This is a genomic window from Shimazuella sp. NTD248, from assembly GCF_059510395.1.
This window is the reverse complement of record NZ_JCAJZT010000001.1, coordinates 821,158-836,047: the sequence shown is the minus strand read 5'-3', so window position 1 is coordinate 836,047 and position 14,890 is coordinate 821,158. Positions and strand designations below refer to the sequence as shown.

Here is a 14,890-nt window from a genome sequence, read left to right as displayed (position 1 = left end):
ATGCTCCTACCATTGTAGTGATTAAGAACTTTTTGTTTTTGGAGCTATTTTCATTTTCATAAAGATACCAAGCTTGTCTACATCTTCACGTATGCTCTTGCACTCTCGTAACTGCAAGTTATACGCTTCAAGAAACTCTGCTATTTTCTTTTGGTTTTCTATCAATTCAATTGTTGAACTTGGAATATGTTGAACATAAAATATTGCTGTTTCAAAGTTGTACCAAAAACGGATTTCAGCTCGACGTTTAAGCGAAAATATCATAAGCTTGCCCAACAAATATCCACCTGCCTTCCTCAATTTCAACATGGAAAAAATCGAGCAAAGGAATTTCAATCTCTACCTCTTCTTTCGTTGTAATCGTGATGACATTTAGTTCTCTAGGTTGGGTATTTAACATAACTATCAATCCTTTCAACTAAATTCCAATTACTTCCCACACATTCAGGATAGAATAGTATAATGAAGATAACAAAAAATTAAAATATTGTGTTCTTATTCAATTTTGAAATGAATTTTCCAAGCTGTTTATTAAATATCTCTTTTTATACATCAAAAACACATCTACCAAATGTTTTTTTCCAAAAACCCATTTTTTCTCTTGTTTTGTCGTGTTATTTTTTTGTGCTATTATTAATAACACTACGAAATATATGGAAATTTACAATGGAATACGTAGGAAGGAGTAAAAGAAGTGACATCGGAGAATCGGCGTGATTATTACTCTATACGCAATCGCAAACGTGTAGGAAATTTTATTATTGATTTGGGTACTTTTCGGAAACTCTTCTATAACATTTATCGTCAATTTGAGAATAAACACTACTTCCAACAAGCTATGGGGAAACACTGCCCAGATGAAGGATATATATTGGGTACTATGGGCGATGTTATAGATGCATACGCGGTTATGCATTTAAAAAAAGATGGTTTATTTCCAATTGATGCAACACGTATTACTAATCCTACATGGGATTATATTAAGGATGACCATGAATATTTCTACTCTGAAGAAGATATATTTGACCTGATTGAATTTTTGTATGACCACATATCAAAACCATTGAAAGGACGCTATCACTCTTGGGATGATTGTGGATGGCACTATGATACGTTCGATAAAGAAACCGGACAAGAAGAATTTCGCAAAGAAATAAATGAGAATCTAGCACTCTACGGAGATGGTTGGGAATTATCCCCTGAAGGTGAGATTTTGACTCTCGGAGATGATGGTTTACAAAATTTATATGAAGCAAATATTCCTGTATCAGAGGAACACGAGATACCTGTGAAACATCGTGTGGAATCGGCTATTAAGAAGTTCCGACGTTACAAGTCTTCTACTGAAGATAGAAGAGACGCTGTCCGTGATCTTGCAGACGTGCTTGAATTCTTAAAACCTCAGCTAAAAGAAGTGTTATTTTCAAAAGACGAAAGTGACTTATTCAATATAGCCAATAATTTTGGTATTCGACACCATAATAATAGACAAAAAACAGACTATGACCTAGCTATTTGGTTGAGTTGGATGTTTTATCACTACCTAACGACTATCTACACTGTTTTACATCTAATCGACCGAGGTTTTTATGCTCCTAAATAAATAAACAAAGTTATCTTGCTTTTAGGCGGTGTTGTATGGGAAAGAACAATCAAATATTTGTATCAGCTGAACTCGGAGAGATTTTCAGAGAAGAGAGGAAAAAGAAAAGATTTAGTCAATTGGGTTTATCTGTTGAAATAGACGTACATAACTCGATAATCAGCAAGATAGAAAAAGGAGTTTACAAAGCGAACAAAGACCATTTGGAGAAATTATGTGAGTATTATGGTTTTAACTTGGACGAGTTATCCAACCACTATACAGTTGAGACTGTGTTAGGTGATAAGTTAGATACAGATTTGAAATTGTTAGCAATTGAGTACGATGTTGATCTAATAGACAAAGAACAAGGTATTGAAGAACTGAGACAGTTGGAAGAGTACAGCAAACACAACGGAATGAGTGAAAACTCACTCGTTCTGTTCCCTTACTATATAAGAGCAAAATATTATGAAAAGAAGAGAAAATGGAATACAGCTCTGGAGCAGTATGGAACAGTTGTCCAAATTGTCAATTCATCTGTAGATGATATAGACGACAGCAATTTGAAATCTGCTTGTTATAATGGAATGGCAAGGGTTTATTTATTTTTGAATGATCTTGCTAACGCTCTAACGTATGTAAACTATGGAATTGAATCGTTCAAGCCTGAGAACAAACGTCACCATATTCAATATAACTTATGGATTAACAAGGCAATTATCCTTGAGAAACTGAACAGAGACATGGAAGCGTTGTTACTTGTGGAAGAAGTATATGAGCAAGGAAACAGCATAAGAAGTGATGATGCTTGGTTAAACTTATTGCTCATTCGTATTGAGTTGTTGAACAAACTAGGCAGATATAATGAAGCCATTCATTTTGCACAAGAAGGACTGTTCCTTGCTCGTGTTGATGAATTATATGACCATGCCTTTGACTTGTGGTCGTCTTTAGGTGAAAGTTATTATCAAAAAGGATTTATGACAAATGCTGAACTTTGTTATCAATCAGCTCTAAAATTAGAAGGTAAAATAAAAAAGAAACGCTTAGCTATTAAAACCCATACTCATTTGGGGATTGTATACTGTGGATTTGAGAAGCTAAAAAAAGGTCAGTCTATACTTGAAAACGCTGTCAAACTAGCACGTGAATACAAAGATGTTCAAGGCATAGTGAAAGCTCTTATCGCTTTGAGTCAATGTTTGATCATGCAGAACAAGGACATGGACGCATACAAATATCTTGAAGAAGCAAGAGAACTGGCAACTGAGTATCACTTTGAAGAGCTGATGTTTGACATTTTACTGAATATGAGTGATATTTGTAAGAGACAGAATTTACCCGATTATCATAAAATAACGGGTGAGTTCCAAGAGGTTTCAATATCTTTGGTGAAAGGTAGGAAAGCACTAATGAAACATCAAACCGCAATCCCAAAAAAAGTTGCTTTCAGCCACCCTCCAAATGACTAGAACCGTATCAAGAAAACTCCTATCCTGTTCATGGTTAGGAGTTTTTGATTTTATTGACCTAAAAATCACTAGTAGACGCTCGTATGGTTTTATAGTCATGAAAAACGCTCTTTTCTTCGAAGTTTCGGAAGAAAAAGAGCGTGAACAGCGGTATTCAATTTCCTACGTTCAACACTTGAACCCACTGATAAACCGCATAAATATTGTTGTGGTGCGCCTACCAGGATTCGAACCTGGGCACCCGGTTCCGGAGACCGGTGCTCTATCCCCTGAGCTATAGGCGCATGATAGGACAACCGCTATTATACCATGTTTTCAATCCATAGTACAACAATAAAAAAAGTGTACAATTTGTGGTTTACCTGTACCCTAAAATATAGTAATTTAAAGTAGTAATGATTTTTGTTGACAATGATTGATCCTATACATCATTTCTCATGATGATAGGAGTTGGTAGATGGCGATCTCAAATAAACGATAATATTTATCGCATGTCGAGATAGTAAGCGGTTTCCATAAGGCATTTTGTCTTGCACCCAGAGATCAGTCAACGCATATCAACTCCCATTAGAAAGGATGATGGGATGCCATTCATCGTTAACAGTCCGATTGGACTGTTTTATTTATTTGAAATGGCATTTTTTTGGTCATACTACTAAGGAATGCGTATAAGGAGGAAGTATGTATGGGTAAAGGTAGAGTTGCAATTAATGGATTTGGAAGAATTGGGCGTAATGTGTTTCGTTCTCTGATCGATCATCCAAACTTGGAAGTAGTGACAGTAAACGATCTAACGGATAATAAAACATTGGCTCATTTACTTAAATATGATTCGGTACACGGTACTTTGGATGCCACCGTTAAAGTATCTGATAATGGTTTTAAGGTGAATGATCACGAAGTAAAAGTAACAGCGGAACGTGATCCTGAGAAGCTATCTTGGGCAGAAGATAACATCGATATCGTGATTGAATCTACTGGTCGTTTTACCAAACGTGCAGATGCAGAAAAACATTTGAAAGCCGGTGCCAAAAAAGTCATCATTTCTGCTCCTGCTTCGGATGAAGACATCACCGTCGTTTTAGGAGTAAACGAAGATAAATATGATGCACAAAGCCATCATGTTATTTCCAATGCTTCTTGTACAACCAACTGTCTGGCTCCTGTAGCAAAAGTATTGCATGAAAAATTTGGCCTCAAACGCGGGTTTATGACTACTGCACATGCATATACCAATGATCAACAAATTCTCGATCTTCCTCACAAAGATCTTCGACGTGCACGTGCTGCTGCAATGTCTATGATCCCAACTACTACAGGTGCTGCAAAAGCGATCTCGCTTGTTCTCCCGGAACTGAAAGGAAAATTAAATGGTATGTCGATCCGTGTTCCATCTCCAACCGTATCTATTATTGACCTCGTTGCTGAGTTAGACAAAGATGTGACAGTAGAAGAGGTCAACAGTGCTTTGAAAGAAGCAGCAGAAGGGGAATTACAAAATATATTGGATTACTCCAATGAACCATTGGTTTCGATTGATTACAAAGGAAATCCACATTCTTCTATCGTTGATGGACTTTCCACGATGGTATTGGAAGACAACATGGTAAAAGTACTTGCATGGTACGATAATGAGTGGGGTTATTCTTGCCGAGTAGTAGACTTAGCAGATTTTATTTTAGAAAAAGGTGTTTAATCCTTATTTTTAAACAGCATATCTGTAGAAGGGTATAAAATAATCGGTTACAATCAGATCGGTTTTAATCGAATGTTTTGTGCGCAGTCAATTGGGGAGGAATCACCTTTGGATAAACTTACTGTCTATGATATCGATTTGCATGGCAAGCGAGTATTTTGCCGTGTCGATTTCAATGTTCCATTATCAGAAGGTAAGGTGGCAGACGATACGAGAATTCGTGCTGCCATCCCTACTATTTCGTACTTGCTGGAACAGGGCGCTAAAGTGATACTGGCAAGCCATCTTGGAAGACCAAAAGGAAAAGTAATCGAAGGGTATCGTCTGACACCAGTTGCAAAACGACTTGGAGAATTGATTTCCAAAGATGTGAAAAAAGTGGATCAAGTGATTGGGGAAGAAGTAACGGAAGCTGTAGAACAGTTACGAGATGGAGAGATTCTCCTTCTGGAAAATGTTCGCTTTGAAGCAGGTGAGGAGAAGAATGATCCGGCATTAGCTAAAGCGTTTGCTGATCTTGCAGATGTCTTTGTCAATGATGCTTTTGGAGCAGCTCACCGAGCACACGCTTCCACCGCTGGTATAGCTGCCTACATACCTGCCGTTGCTGGGCTTTTACTGCAAAAAGAATTGGAAGTACTAGGAAAAGCGATTGGTGATCCTGATCGACCTTTCACAGCTATCATCGGTGGTGCAAAGGTAAAAGATAAGATTGAAGTGATTCAAAATTTATTGCAAAAAGTGGACAACCTGCTAATCGGTGGGGGTTTGGCTTTTACGTTTGTCAAAGCACAGGGTTATGAAATTGGGACCTCTTTGCTGGAGAAAGATAAACTCGATTTAGCCAAAAGCTTAATCCAGCAGGCTAAAGACAGAGGAGTAAAATTGTATTTGCCGATCGATGCAGTAGTAGCTGATCGTTTTGCAGTAGATGCAAAAGGTACAGCAGTAGACATTGATCAGATTCCAACTGACAAAATGGCTTTGGATATTGGTCCTAAAACGAGCGAACAGTTTCAAGATGTGGTACTTTCTTCTCAGTTGGTTCTGTGGAACGGTCCTATGGGAGTATTCGAAATGGATCAATTTGCAAAAGGAACGTATCGTGTGGCAGAAGCTCTAGCTCAGTCTGATGCCTATTCTATTGTTGGAGGCGGAGATTCTGCGGCTGCACTCGTAAAATCAGGTCTATCCGATCAAGTTGATCATATTTCCACTGGTGGTGGAGCGTCTCTTGAGTTTTTAGAAGGAAAAGAGTTACCGGGAGTAGTAGCTTTGACAGATAAAAGATAGGGGGTAGATCATGCGTACACCTATACTAGCTGGCAACTGGAAGATGTATAAAAATCTATTAGAAACAAAGGATTTTCTAAGACAGTTTCATGAGCAGACCATTCCTGAGGATCGAGAAGTAGTCATATGTGCTGCCTTTCCTTCTTTACCTTGGCTGACAGAAGCATGTGAAGGTACTTCGATTCAAATTGGTGCGCAAAATGTGCATTGGGAATTAGAAGGCGCTTATACAGGCGAAGTAAGTGTGGAGATGCTGAAAGCATTACATGTTACCCATGTCATTATTGGTCACTCGGAGAGACGGGCATATTTTGCCGAGACAGATGAAGTGATCGGTCGTAAACTTCGCACCGTACTTACCGCTGGTTTAACTCCAATTTTATGTGTAGGAGAAACATTGGAAGAAAAAGAGCTGGGGAAAACAAATGAAGTGGTTAAACGTCAAATTCGTACAGCATTAGAGGATGTCAGTGCTGTTGAAGTAGGCAAATTAATCATTGCATATGAGCCTGTTTGGGCTATTGGCTCAGGGCTGGCTGCAACTCCTGATGATGCGGAAACGGTTATTTCCTACATTCGCAGTTTACTGCCAGAACGATATCAAGATAAAGTTCGTTTGCTGTACGGAGGAAGTGTGAAACCGGGAAATATCGCAACATACATGAGTCAACCGAATATTGACGGTGCGCTCGTTGGTGGTGCTAGCTTAGATCCTAACGGGTTTCACCAGATGTTAGATGAGGTGTAATTCATGCATAAACCAGTAATGCTCTGTATCTTAGATGGATTTGGCCTGCGGGAGGAAACCAAAGGCAATGCAGTAGCCGCAGCAAGGAAACCAAATTTTGATCGATTTTGGAGTGAGTTTCCACATACTACTCTAGGGGCCAGTGGTAATGCTGTTGGATTACCTGAGGGGCAAATGGGTAACTCTGAGGTCGGGCACTTAAATATTGGCGCTGGTCGTGTTGTATATCAAGATTTGACAAGGTTATCCAAAGCAATTGATGATGGTTCCTTTTTCCATAATGAAACTTTTCTTCAAGCGATAAAACATGTCAAAGAACATAATAGTAGTCTTCATTTATATGGGTTGCTTTCCGATGGTGGTGTTCATAGCCACATCAAGCACTTATTCGCCTTATTGGAACTATGTGCAGAGGAAAAATTGGAGAAAGTTTTTGTACATGCATTTTTGGATGGACGAGATGTTTCTCCAGAAAGCTCGGTTGACTACATTCATCGATTGCAAGCGAAGATGAATGAACTGGGAGTCGGAAAAATCGCTACTCTGCAAGGTCGTTATTATGCTATGGATCGGGACAAACGATGGGAACGTACACAGAAATCGTATAATGCGATGGTCTATGGAATAGGTCCAACTTATCAAGACCCAATCCAAGCTGTCCATGAATCATACGAGAAAAGTGTGTACGATGAATTTGTGATGCCTACTGTTCTCGTAGATGAACAAGGCCAACCTGTTGGTAAAATTCAGGACAATGATGCTATTATTTTCTTTAATTTTCGACCTGATCGTGCCATTCAAATCTCACAAGCATTTACCAATGCTGACTTTCGTGGATTTGATCGTGGAGAACATCCTCCAAAAGATTTATTTTATGTATGTATCACGAAGTTTAGTGAATCGGTTGACGGCTATGTCGCCTATAAACCTACTGACTTAGACAATACACTCGGAGAAGTATTGGCCCAAAATAATTTGCGGCAGCTAAGAATTGCGGAGACAGAAAAATATCCTCATGTCACCTTTTTCTTCAGTGGAGGAAGAGAAGATCCGTTTCCAGGTGAAAAACGAATCTTGATTAATTCTCCAAAAGTTGCAACCTATGATCTCAAACCGGAAATGAGTGCGTACGAAGTAACGGATGCACTATTGAAGGAGATCCACGAAGAAAGTGTTGATGTTATCATCCTTAATTTTGCAAACCCAGATATGGTAGGACATTCTGGCAAGTTAGAGCCTACTGTAAAAGCAGTGGAAACAGTGGATGAGTGTCTAGGGAAAATAGTAGATGCACTGTTAGATAAAAATGGTGTTGCGATTATAACTGCGGATCATGGGAATGCAGATATGGTTATCGATGAAAATGGAAACCCGTTTACCGCCCATACAACAAATCCAGTTCCTTGTATTGTGACATTGCCTGGGATAGAACTTCGCTCAGATGGCGTATTGGCAGATCTTTCCCCAACAATATTGGATTTGTTGGATGTTACCAAACCAGCAGAAATGACAGGAAAATCATTACGAATTGGAGGCGCATAATAAATGACTACAATTGAAACTGTATACGGCCGTGAAGTACTGGATTCTAGAGGGAATCCAACCGTAGAAGTAGAAGTGACGCTGGAGACTGGTGTAGCTGGAAGAGCAATTGTTCCTTCTGGAGCATCAACTGGAGCTCATGAAGCTGTGGAACTACGAGATGGTGAAAAAGACCGCTACGATGGAAAAGGCGTTCTGCAAGCAATTCGCCATATCAATGGAGTAATTGCAGAAGAACTAGAAGGTATGGATGCACTCGATCAATTGATGATTGATCAAACGCTCATCCAGTTAGATGGCACGCCTAACAAAGGTCGTCTGGGGGCTAATGCTATCCTAGGTGTATCCATGGCAGTGGCACGTGCAGCAGCAAATGCACTCAGTGTACCATTGTATAACTACTTAGGTGGATTTAACTCCAAAGTGTTGCCAGTTCCAATGATGAATATCCTAAATGGCGGAGCACATGCAGATAACAACGTAGATATTCAAGAATTTATGGTCATGCCAGTTGGAGCCAGCAATATCCGGGAAGCAGTCCGAATGGGAGCAGAAATTTTCCATTCTCTAAAAAAAGTATTAAATGAACAAGGGCTTTCTACTGCTGTTGGGGATGAAGGTGGATTTGCTCCGAACCTCTCATCTAATGAAGAAGCTTTGAAAACGATTGTTACAGCAATTGAACGTGCTGGCTACAAACCCGGCACAGAAGTAAAATTGGCACTCGACGTTGCTGCGACCGAGATCTATCAAGATGGAAACTATCATTTTGCTGGTGAAGGAATTACTCGTTCTCCTCAAGAAATGATCGCTTTTTATGAGGATCTTGTGTCCAAATACCCCATTGTTTCAATCGAAGACGGACTTGCAGAAGACGATTGGGATGGATGGAAACTCCTCACGGAACGTCTAGGAGAAAAAGTACAGTTGGTTGGGGATGACTTATTTGTGACCAACACTGTACGTTTGGCAGATGGGATTTCCCGTGGGGTAGGGAATTCGATACTAGTAAAAGTAAATCAAATTGGCACTTTGACGGAAACATTTGATGCAATTGAAATGGCTAAACAAGCAGGTTATACTGCTGTTATCTCTCACCGTTCAGGTGAAACCGAAGATACGACAATTGCAGATATCGCTGTAGCTACTGGAGCCGGTCAAATCAAAACAGGAGCACCATCACGTACAGATCGTGTGGCAAAATACAATCAATTGATGCGGATTGAGGATGAACTTGGTTTTACTGCAACGTATCTAGGGGATAATGCTTTTTACAACCTGAAATAAATGTGGTAAATTGAATGGGGCGAGGAGGTTTTATCATATGGTACTTGCAGTAAAAATATTGTTTAGCGTCGTAAGCGTAGGCCTCATTATTGTAATCCTTATGCAGTCGAGCAAAAGCGCTGGTCTATCAGGTGCAATTGGTGGCGGTGCTGAACATAATATGGGTAAAGCAAAAGCGAGAGGGATCGATTTACTGTTATCCCGGATAACAGTAGCATTGGCAATACTCTTTATGATTCTTGCTTTAGCAGTTGGATACTTTATAAAATAAAATAGTTTCCCTTTAGACAGCTGAGTTTATCGGCTGTTTTTTTTTGTTCATTATTGTTTGTCTTTTGCGATTTGTTTCCGCTCGTGGTATAATTTCGTAAGAGTTTCCAGCACTTTACCTATTCAAACTACTAAAGCGACTCGTCTGTGAGTCGCTTTTCATATAAATCGGAGCTGAATGTGATGCAATTGATAAAGCGCTCATCTGACCCTTTTTTTTATTCAGCTGGAAAAACGGGTATTCTACTCATACATGGATTTACTGGAACACCATCTGAGTTAAGACCAATGGGAGATTACTTACATAAACAAGGTTTTACGGTATCTGCACCGCTATTGCCTGGGCATGGAACCTCTCCTGAAGATTTACAGATTACCCGCTGGCAAGATTGGGTGCAAAGTGTTGAAAATGCATTTGAGGAATTGAAACAATCAGGTGTACAAAGACTATACCTAGTGGGATTATCCATGGGTGGCATATTAGCTCTTGTCCAAACCATCCAGCAGCAGTCACTCATCAGTGGAGTAATATCGATGTGTGCTCCTATAAAGGTAAAGGATTTTCGGGCAAATTTTGTGCGGTTGATCCATTGGTTTATGCCTTTTTCGCTTAGAGGAGAAAAACATCCCGATATTGAACAGCATTTGATTCCATATGATCGCACACCACTCAAAAGTGTTGGGGAACTAAATCGATTGATCCGTTTCGTTCGAAGAAATTTGAAACAGGTAGAAGTACCAGCACTGATCATACAATCACGCCATGATGAGACAGTGAATCCAAGTAGTGCCACTATTATTTATAACAGCATTTCTTCCCAAGATAAGACACTTACCTGGTATGAAAACTCCTCTCATATTATTACGGTTGATCGAGAGAGAAAAAAGTTATTTCAAGAAGTGGAGCAGTTTATATTGCGTACTTCTTCTGAAAGGGAGTAATTTGGTTGTTAAGCCTACAAAAAATAGTGCAGTTTCTAGATGAAGAATCTTATAAACCACTATCCTTTGAGGAAATTGTGGCAGCGCTTGATTTAAAAGGAGAAGAAGATAAGCTTGCTTCTCTTTTAGAGGAATTAGAAACAAATGGTTTTGTCATCAAAACGAAGAACAAGAGATATGGAACACCGGATCGAATGAATCTCGTTAGAGGAAAAGTTCAGGGAAATGCCAAAGGGTTTGCTTTTGTTATTGCAGATAAAAGCGAAATAAAAGACATCTATATCCACTCCAGTGATATGAATGGTGCAATGGATGGAGATATCGTTTTGGTACGTGTATTTAATAAAAAGAAACAAGACCGTCGACCAGAAGGGGAGATCGTAAGAATTGTAAAACGCGGCCGTTCACAGGTGGTTGGAGTTTTTCGTGCGATCAACGAACATTTTGGTTTTGTTGTACCAGATGATAGAAGGCTGCCAGCAGATATTTTTATTCCTGAGGAGCATCGCATGGGTGCGTCCAATGGTCAAAAAGTCGTTGTTAAGCTGAGTCATTTTCCAACTGACCGCAATAGTGCAGAAGGAGAGATTATCGAAGTTCTTGGAAACAAAAATGACCCGGGAGTCGATATTGTTTCCATTATCCGCAAACATGGTCTGCCGGAACAGTTTCCACCTGAAGTGGAGGCAGAAGCAGAAACTATTAATGAGACGATTACAGATACAGATCTCCAGGGCAGACATGATCTACGTGATCGAGTAATGGTGACAATCGATGGAGAAGATGCCAAAGATCTCGATGATGCGGTGTCTGTGGAAAAATTACCGAATGGAAACATTTTATTGGGGGTACATATCGCGGATGTTGGGTACTATGTGACAGAAGGAAGTGCCCTTGACCGTGAAGCGTATGAGCGTGGATGTAGTGTCTACTTAGTAGATCGCGTAATCCCAATGCTGCCAAAAAGGTTGTCCAATGGTATTTGTAGTTTGAATCCACAAGTCGATCGCCTAACCATGACTTGTGATATGGAAATGGATAGGCGTGGGGAATTGGTGGCTTATGATATTTATCCATCTGTGATCTGTACCAATGAACGGATGACTTATAGCAATGTACAGAAGATTTTAGAGGAGCAGGATGAAGAGCTCATCGAACGTTATAAAGATCTGGTACCTTATTTTCAACTGATGGGAGATTTAGCAGAAAAACTTAGAGCAAAACGGATACGTAGAGGTGCAGTCGATTTTAATTTCACCGAAGCAAAAATCAAAGTAGATGAGAGTGGGAAGCCAATCGATATCGTAAAGCGCCCGCGTTCTGTTGCTGAACGTCTGATTGAAGAGTTTATGCTTGCTGCTAATGAAACAGTGGCAGAGCATTACAATCGCTTAGAAGTACCTTTTGTTTATCGGATACATGAAAATCCAGATGCAGAGAAATTACAGTCCTTTTACCAGTTTGTAACCACATTTGGTTATCGTATGAAAGGCAAAGCGGATAAAGTAAAACCTCGTGCCCTCCAAGATTTACTCGCAAAAGTCAGTGGACGGCCGGAGGAAAAAGTGATAAGTACGGTTATGCTCCGTTCCATGAAACAAGCAAAATATTCAACAGAAAATGCTGGTCACTTTGGTTTAGCAGCTAATTTTTATTCGCATTTCACCTCGCCCATTCGCAGATATCCAGACTTATTGATTCATCGGGTGATGAGGGAAATTTACAATAATGGGGCTTTATCCTCAGAGCGAATAGAACAGTTGCAGTTATTTCTGTCTGATGCCTCTGAGCAATCTTCTGTTCGTGAACGAATTGCAGTAGATGCAGAGAGAGAAACAGATGATCTGAAACAAGCAGAATACATGACAGAGCATATTGGTGAAGAATACGAAGGAATTATCAGTGGAGTAACTAGCTTTGGTATTTTTGTAGAGTTGGATAACACCATCGAAGGTTTGATTCATGTTAGTTTTCTCAATGATGATTACTATCGGTATGAAGAAAAGTATTATTGCTTGATTGGAGAACGCACCGGTCGAGTGCTGCGAATTGGCGATAAAGTAAAGATCAAAGTAAGTGGAGTCAATATGGAAGAGCGAAAAATCGATTTTGAGCTTTTAGAGCATACTCCACAAGATATTCCATTGCCAACAACACAAAAGGAAAAGCAAAAGAAGAAGCCTGTTCGTAAAAAGCCAACAAATAAAGCAACCCCAAGAAAGCCAAAACCAACAGGAGTCAAAAAAGAAACAGCAAAAAAAGAGGCAGACGCTCCAGCAAAACCACGAAAAAGACGTAGAAGAAAACCACGCAAAACAAGTGTAAATGGATGATCGAAGTATATAAAAAGGCTTACTACCTAGGTAGTAAGCCTTTGGAATCCTTTTTATTATTTCACCAAGCGACGATATCCGAGGATTGCACCACCAAGTGCGATGAGAACAAGTCCTGCAACCAAACCAGTTGGGTTAGAAGTAGCAGTTTTAGGCATTGGTCCACCCTTTTTAGAGTTGTTAATAACTTTATCCACGGTTCCTTTATCGACAGGTTTTGTAGGTTTGTAGTCAGTTGGAGGAGGTTTGATTTCTCCGCCATTCCCTTCTTCCGTAACCTCCAAGGTCATGAACTTGATGATCGCAGTTTCTTCACCATCCACTTTTCCTTCAAAAGCGATATAGACCAAATAAGTACCTGCTTTGATTCCTTTGAAAGTATGAGTGAAAGTAGTACCTTTAAAATTTTCAACGTCTTTAGCGTCGATAATTTTTTCACCATTCTCATCCGATACTGCAATACCCCAGCTACCAACTGCGTCTTTTGCAGGGTTAAGAGTACCAGTAAATTTATCATTGTTGCCTACTTGTTTGTAGTCAAATGTTAGATCAGGAATGGAATGAGTTCCTTCTACTTTTGTTTCTTTCCCATCTGCTTTTCCTTCGAATACGATTTTGATCGCATGAGCTTGAATTTCTCCCGCTTCCTCAAAATCAGCATCGAGAGAGAGGTTAAAGGAAACCGAGGTTTTTTTGTTGTTTTTAGTAGCTTTCTTCTTGCCATCTACATAAAAAGTCCAAGTTCCTTCAGCAGATTTAACATCGGACAGTTGTGCATTGATCGCATAACCAACATCGTTGAGTTTACGATGAATTTCCAGCTTTGTTTCTGTAACAGGAGTAGTAGTGTTGTTATCGGTTTCTTTTGGTTTATCCGTTTTACCAGCAGGAGGTTGTGTTTCTGTGTTTGGTTTAGGAGTTTCTTTTTCTTTGTTTTCAGCTGGTTGTTGGTCTTTGCTATCAGAAGTTGTTTTTTCGTCTACTGGAGCAGGTAAAGTATGAGGTTGCTCCGTATTCGTTATGGTAGAATCATCTTTCTGAGTTTCTTCCGCCTTAGCAAGATTATGTAGAGGTGAAAGTGTAAAAATTAACGCTAATGAGAAAAAAGAGGCAAGTAAGCGCTTCATCAAAAGAATTTCCTCCTTAGGAGTATAAAATTATATTTATTAACTAGCTAATTATAGGTTTTTAAAATGGTCAAATCAACTAAAATATCAAAGATATGTTGTGATTATATCGATTTTTTGTGTCTGATTTATGAAACTTAATTTGATAATCGAAACTTTAGGGTAAATGTTTGATCGATAAGGACACCTTTCATCATGTGCAAAGTATTCCTTTTGACTTTTATTTGAAAGTGAAAAATATATAATATGGTTAAGAAAAGAAGATGGGATAGTGCTACACTGGCAGTTTATTCCGAGAGGTCAACCGCTTGAACTACGGAATATAGTTTGGCGATTTATGAACGCTATTTTATACGTAGTGTTATCTGCCAATAAAAAAGAGTGTACACTACCCAAAAAACTAGAGAATCCTTTCGTTAGGTACGTTGTAAATAACGTAATTAACGAAAGGGTTTTTTGTTATGCCTAAAGAGAGAAAGCGAGGACGGTCGAAATTAGAACGTGCTTTAAGCCGTGTCAATGAAGAACTGGCAAATAGAGTTTTATATATTTCATAAATAAAGGGTTCTTGAAACGCTTAATTTAAAGAAACGCC

The 14,890-nt window shown here is 39.3% G+C and carries 13 protein-coding genes and 1 tRNA gene; 10 read left to right on the top strand and 4 right to left on the bottom strand.

The window, feature by feature from the left end; all coding sequences use genetic code 11:
• Positions 1 to 21: 21 nt before the first annotated feature.
• Together AC5WOE_RS04455 and AC5WOE_RS04450 are read right to left on the bottom strand one after the other, a co-directional pair.
• A complete protein-coding gene (locus tag AC5WOE_RS04455) occupies positions 22 to 276 on the bottom strand; it encodes a hypothetical protein (protein ID WP_496052024.1) in 255 nt (84 codons plus the stop codon).
• The gene (locus AC5WOE_RS04450) at positions 248 to 400 is read right to left on the bottom strand and encodes a hypothetical protein (RefSeq protein WP_496052023.1); all 153 of its coding nucleotides are present in this window, start codon (positions 398 to 400) and stop codon (positions 248 to 250) included. The genes AC5WOE_RS04455 and AC5WOE_RS04450 overlap by 29 nt, the downstream gene beginning before the upstream one ends.
• A gap of 294 nt (positions 401 to 694) precedes the next feature.
• Between AC5WOE_RS04450 and AC5WOE_RS04445 the strand changes: the two genes are divergently transcribed.
• The gene (locus tag AC5WOE_RS04445) at positions 695 to 1,603 is read left to right on the top strand and encodes a hypothetical protein (protein WP_496052022.1); all 909 of its coding nucleotides are present in this window, start codon (positions 695 to 697) and stop codon (positions 1,601 to 1,603) included.
• 35 nt (positions 1,604 to 1,638) lie between these two features.
• A complete protein-coding gene (locus AC5WOE_RS04440) occupies positions 1,639 to 3,057 on the top strand; it encodes a helix-turn-helix domain-containing protein (RefSeq protein ID WP_496052021.1) in 1,419 nt (472 codons plus the stop codon).
• A gap of 209 nt (positions 3,058 to 3,266) precedes the next feature.
• Here AC5WOE_RS04440 and AC5WOE_RS04435 read toward each other — a convergent pair.
• Positions 3,267 to 3,341 (bottom strand) — tRNA-Arg (locus tag AC5WOE_RS04435).
• 401 nt (positions 3,342 to 3,742) lie between these two features.
• Here AC5WOE_RS04435 and gap point away from each other — a divergent pair.
• The 8 genes from gap to rnr all read left to right on the top strand — a co-directional run bounded on the left by gap (position 3,743) and on the right by rnr (position 13,168).
• Entirely contained in the window at positions 3,743 to 4,753 is a 1,011-nt protein-coding gene (gene gap / locus AC5WOE_RS04430) for a type I glyceraldehyde-3-phosphate dehydrogenase (RefSeq protein ID WP_496048790.1), read from the top strand.
• A 108-nt stretch (positions 4,754 to 4,861) separates the two neighbouring features.
• Positions 4,862 to 6,046, top strand: coding sequence for a phosphoglycerate kinase (locus tag AC5WOE_RS04425; protein WP_496052020.1), 1,185 nt, complete (start codon positions 4,862 to 4,864; stop codon positions 6,044 to 6,046).
• Positions 6,047 to 6,056: 10 nt separating this feature from the next.
• Positions 6,057 to 6,794, top strand: coding sequence for a triose-phosphate isomerase (gene tpiA / locus AC5WOE_RS04420; protein WP_496048788.1), 738 nt, complete (start codon positions 6,057 to 6,059; stop codon positions 6,792 to 6,794).
• A gap of 3 nt (positions 6,795 to 6,797) precedes the next feature.
• The gene (gpmI, locus tag AC5WOE_RS04415; RefSeq protein WP_496048787.1) at positions 6,798 to 8,336 is read left to right on the top strand and encodes a 2,3-bisphosphoglycerate-independent phosphoglycerate mutase; all 1,539 of its coding nucleotides are present in this window, start codon (positions 6,798 to 6,800) and stop codon (positions 8,334 to 8,336) included.
• 3 nt (positions 8,337 to 8,339) lie between these two features.
• Positions 8,340 to 9,623, top strand: a complete 1,284-nt coding sequence (gene eno, locus AC5WOE_RS04410; protein WP_496048786.1) for a phosphopyruvate hydratase — start codon at positions 8,340 to 8,342, stop codon at positions 9,621 to 9,623.
• Positions 9,624 to 9,660: 37 nt separating this feature from the next.
• Complete coding sequence (secG, locus tag AC5WOE_RS04405; protein WP_496048785.1) at positions 9,661 to 9,894, top strand: preprotein translocase subunit SecG; 234 nt, start codon at positions 9,661 to 9,663, stop codon at positions 9,892 to 9,894.
• A gap of 182 nt (positions 9,895 to 10,076) precedes the next feature.
• Complete coding sequence (locus AC5WOE_RS04400) at positions 10,077 to 10,835, top strand: alpha/beta hydrolase (RefSeq protein ID WP_496052019.1); 759 nt, start codon at positions 10,077 to 10,079, stop codon at positions 10,833 to 10,835.
• A 5-nt stretch (positions 10,836 to 10,840) separates the two neighbouring features.
• Positions 10,841 to 13,168: a ribonuclease R gene (gene rnr, locus AC5WOE_RS04395; protein WP_496048783.1), complete on the top strand. Its 2,328-nt coding sequence runs from the start codon at positions 10,841 to 10,843 to the stop codon at positions 13,166 to 13,168.
• Positions 13,169 to 13,224: 56 nt separating this feature from the next.
• Here the strand turns inward: rnr and AC5WOE_RS04390 are convergent, their stop codons facing one another.
• Complete coding sequence (locus tag AC5WOE_RS04390) at positions 13,225 to 14,298, bottom strand: LPXTG cell wall anchor domain-containing protein (protein WP_496052018.1); 1,074 nt, start codon at positions 14,296 to 14,298, stop codon at positions 13,225 to 13,227.
• Positions 14,299 to 14,890 lie beyond the last annotated feature (592 nt).

What these genes read in the sequence shown, in the direction of transcription:
- tpiA (WP_496048788.1), top strand. Translation starts at nt 6,057, where the DNA reads ATGCGTACACCTATACTAGCTGGCAACTGGAAGATGTATAAAAATCTA.
- gpmI (WP_496048787.1), top strand. Translation starts at nt 6,798, where the DNA reads ATGCATAAACCAGTAATGCTCTGTATCTTAGATGGATTTGGCCTGCGG.
- eno (WP_496048786.1), top strand. Translation starts at nt 8,340, where the DNA reads ATGACTACAATTGAAACTGTATACGGCCGTGAAGTACTGGATTCTAGA.
- AC5WOE_RS04400 (WP_496052019.1), top strand. Translation starts at nt 10,077, where the DNA reads ATGCAATTGATAAAGCGCTCATCTGACCCTTTTTTTTATTCAGCTGGA.
- gap (WP_496048790.1), top strand. Translation starts at nt 3,743, where the DNA reads ATGGGTAAAGGTAGAGTTGCAATTAATGGATTTGGAAGAATTGGGCGT.
- AC5WOE_RS04450 (WP_496052023.1), bottom strand. Translation starts at nt 400, where the DNA reads ATGTTAAATACCCAACCTAGAGAACTAAATGTCATCACGATTACAACG.
- AC5WOE_RS04440 (WP_496052021.1), top strand. Translation starts at nt 1,639, where the DNA reads ATGGGAAAGAACAATCAAATATTTGTATCAGCTGAACTCGGAGAGATT.
- secG (WP_496048785.1), top strand. Translation starts at nt 9,661, where the DNA reads ATGGTACTTGCAGTAAAAATATTGTTTAGCGTCGTAAGCGTAGGCCTC.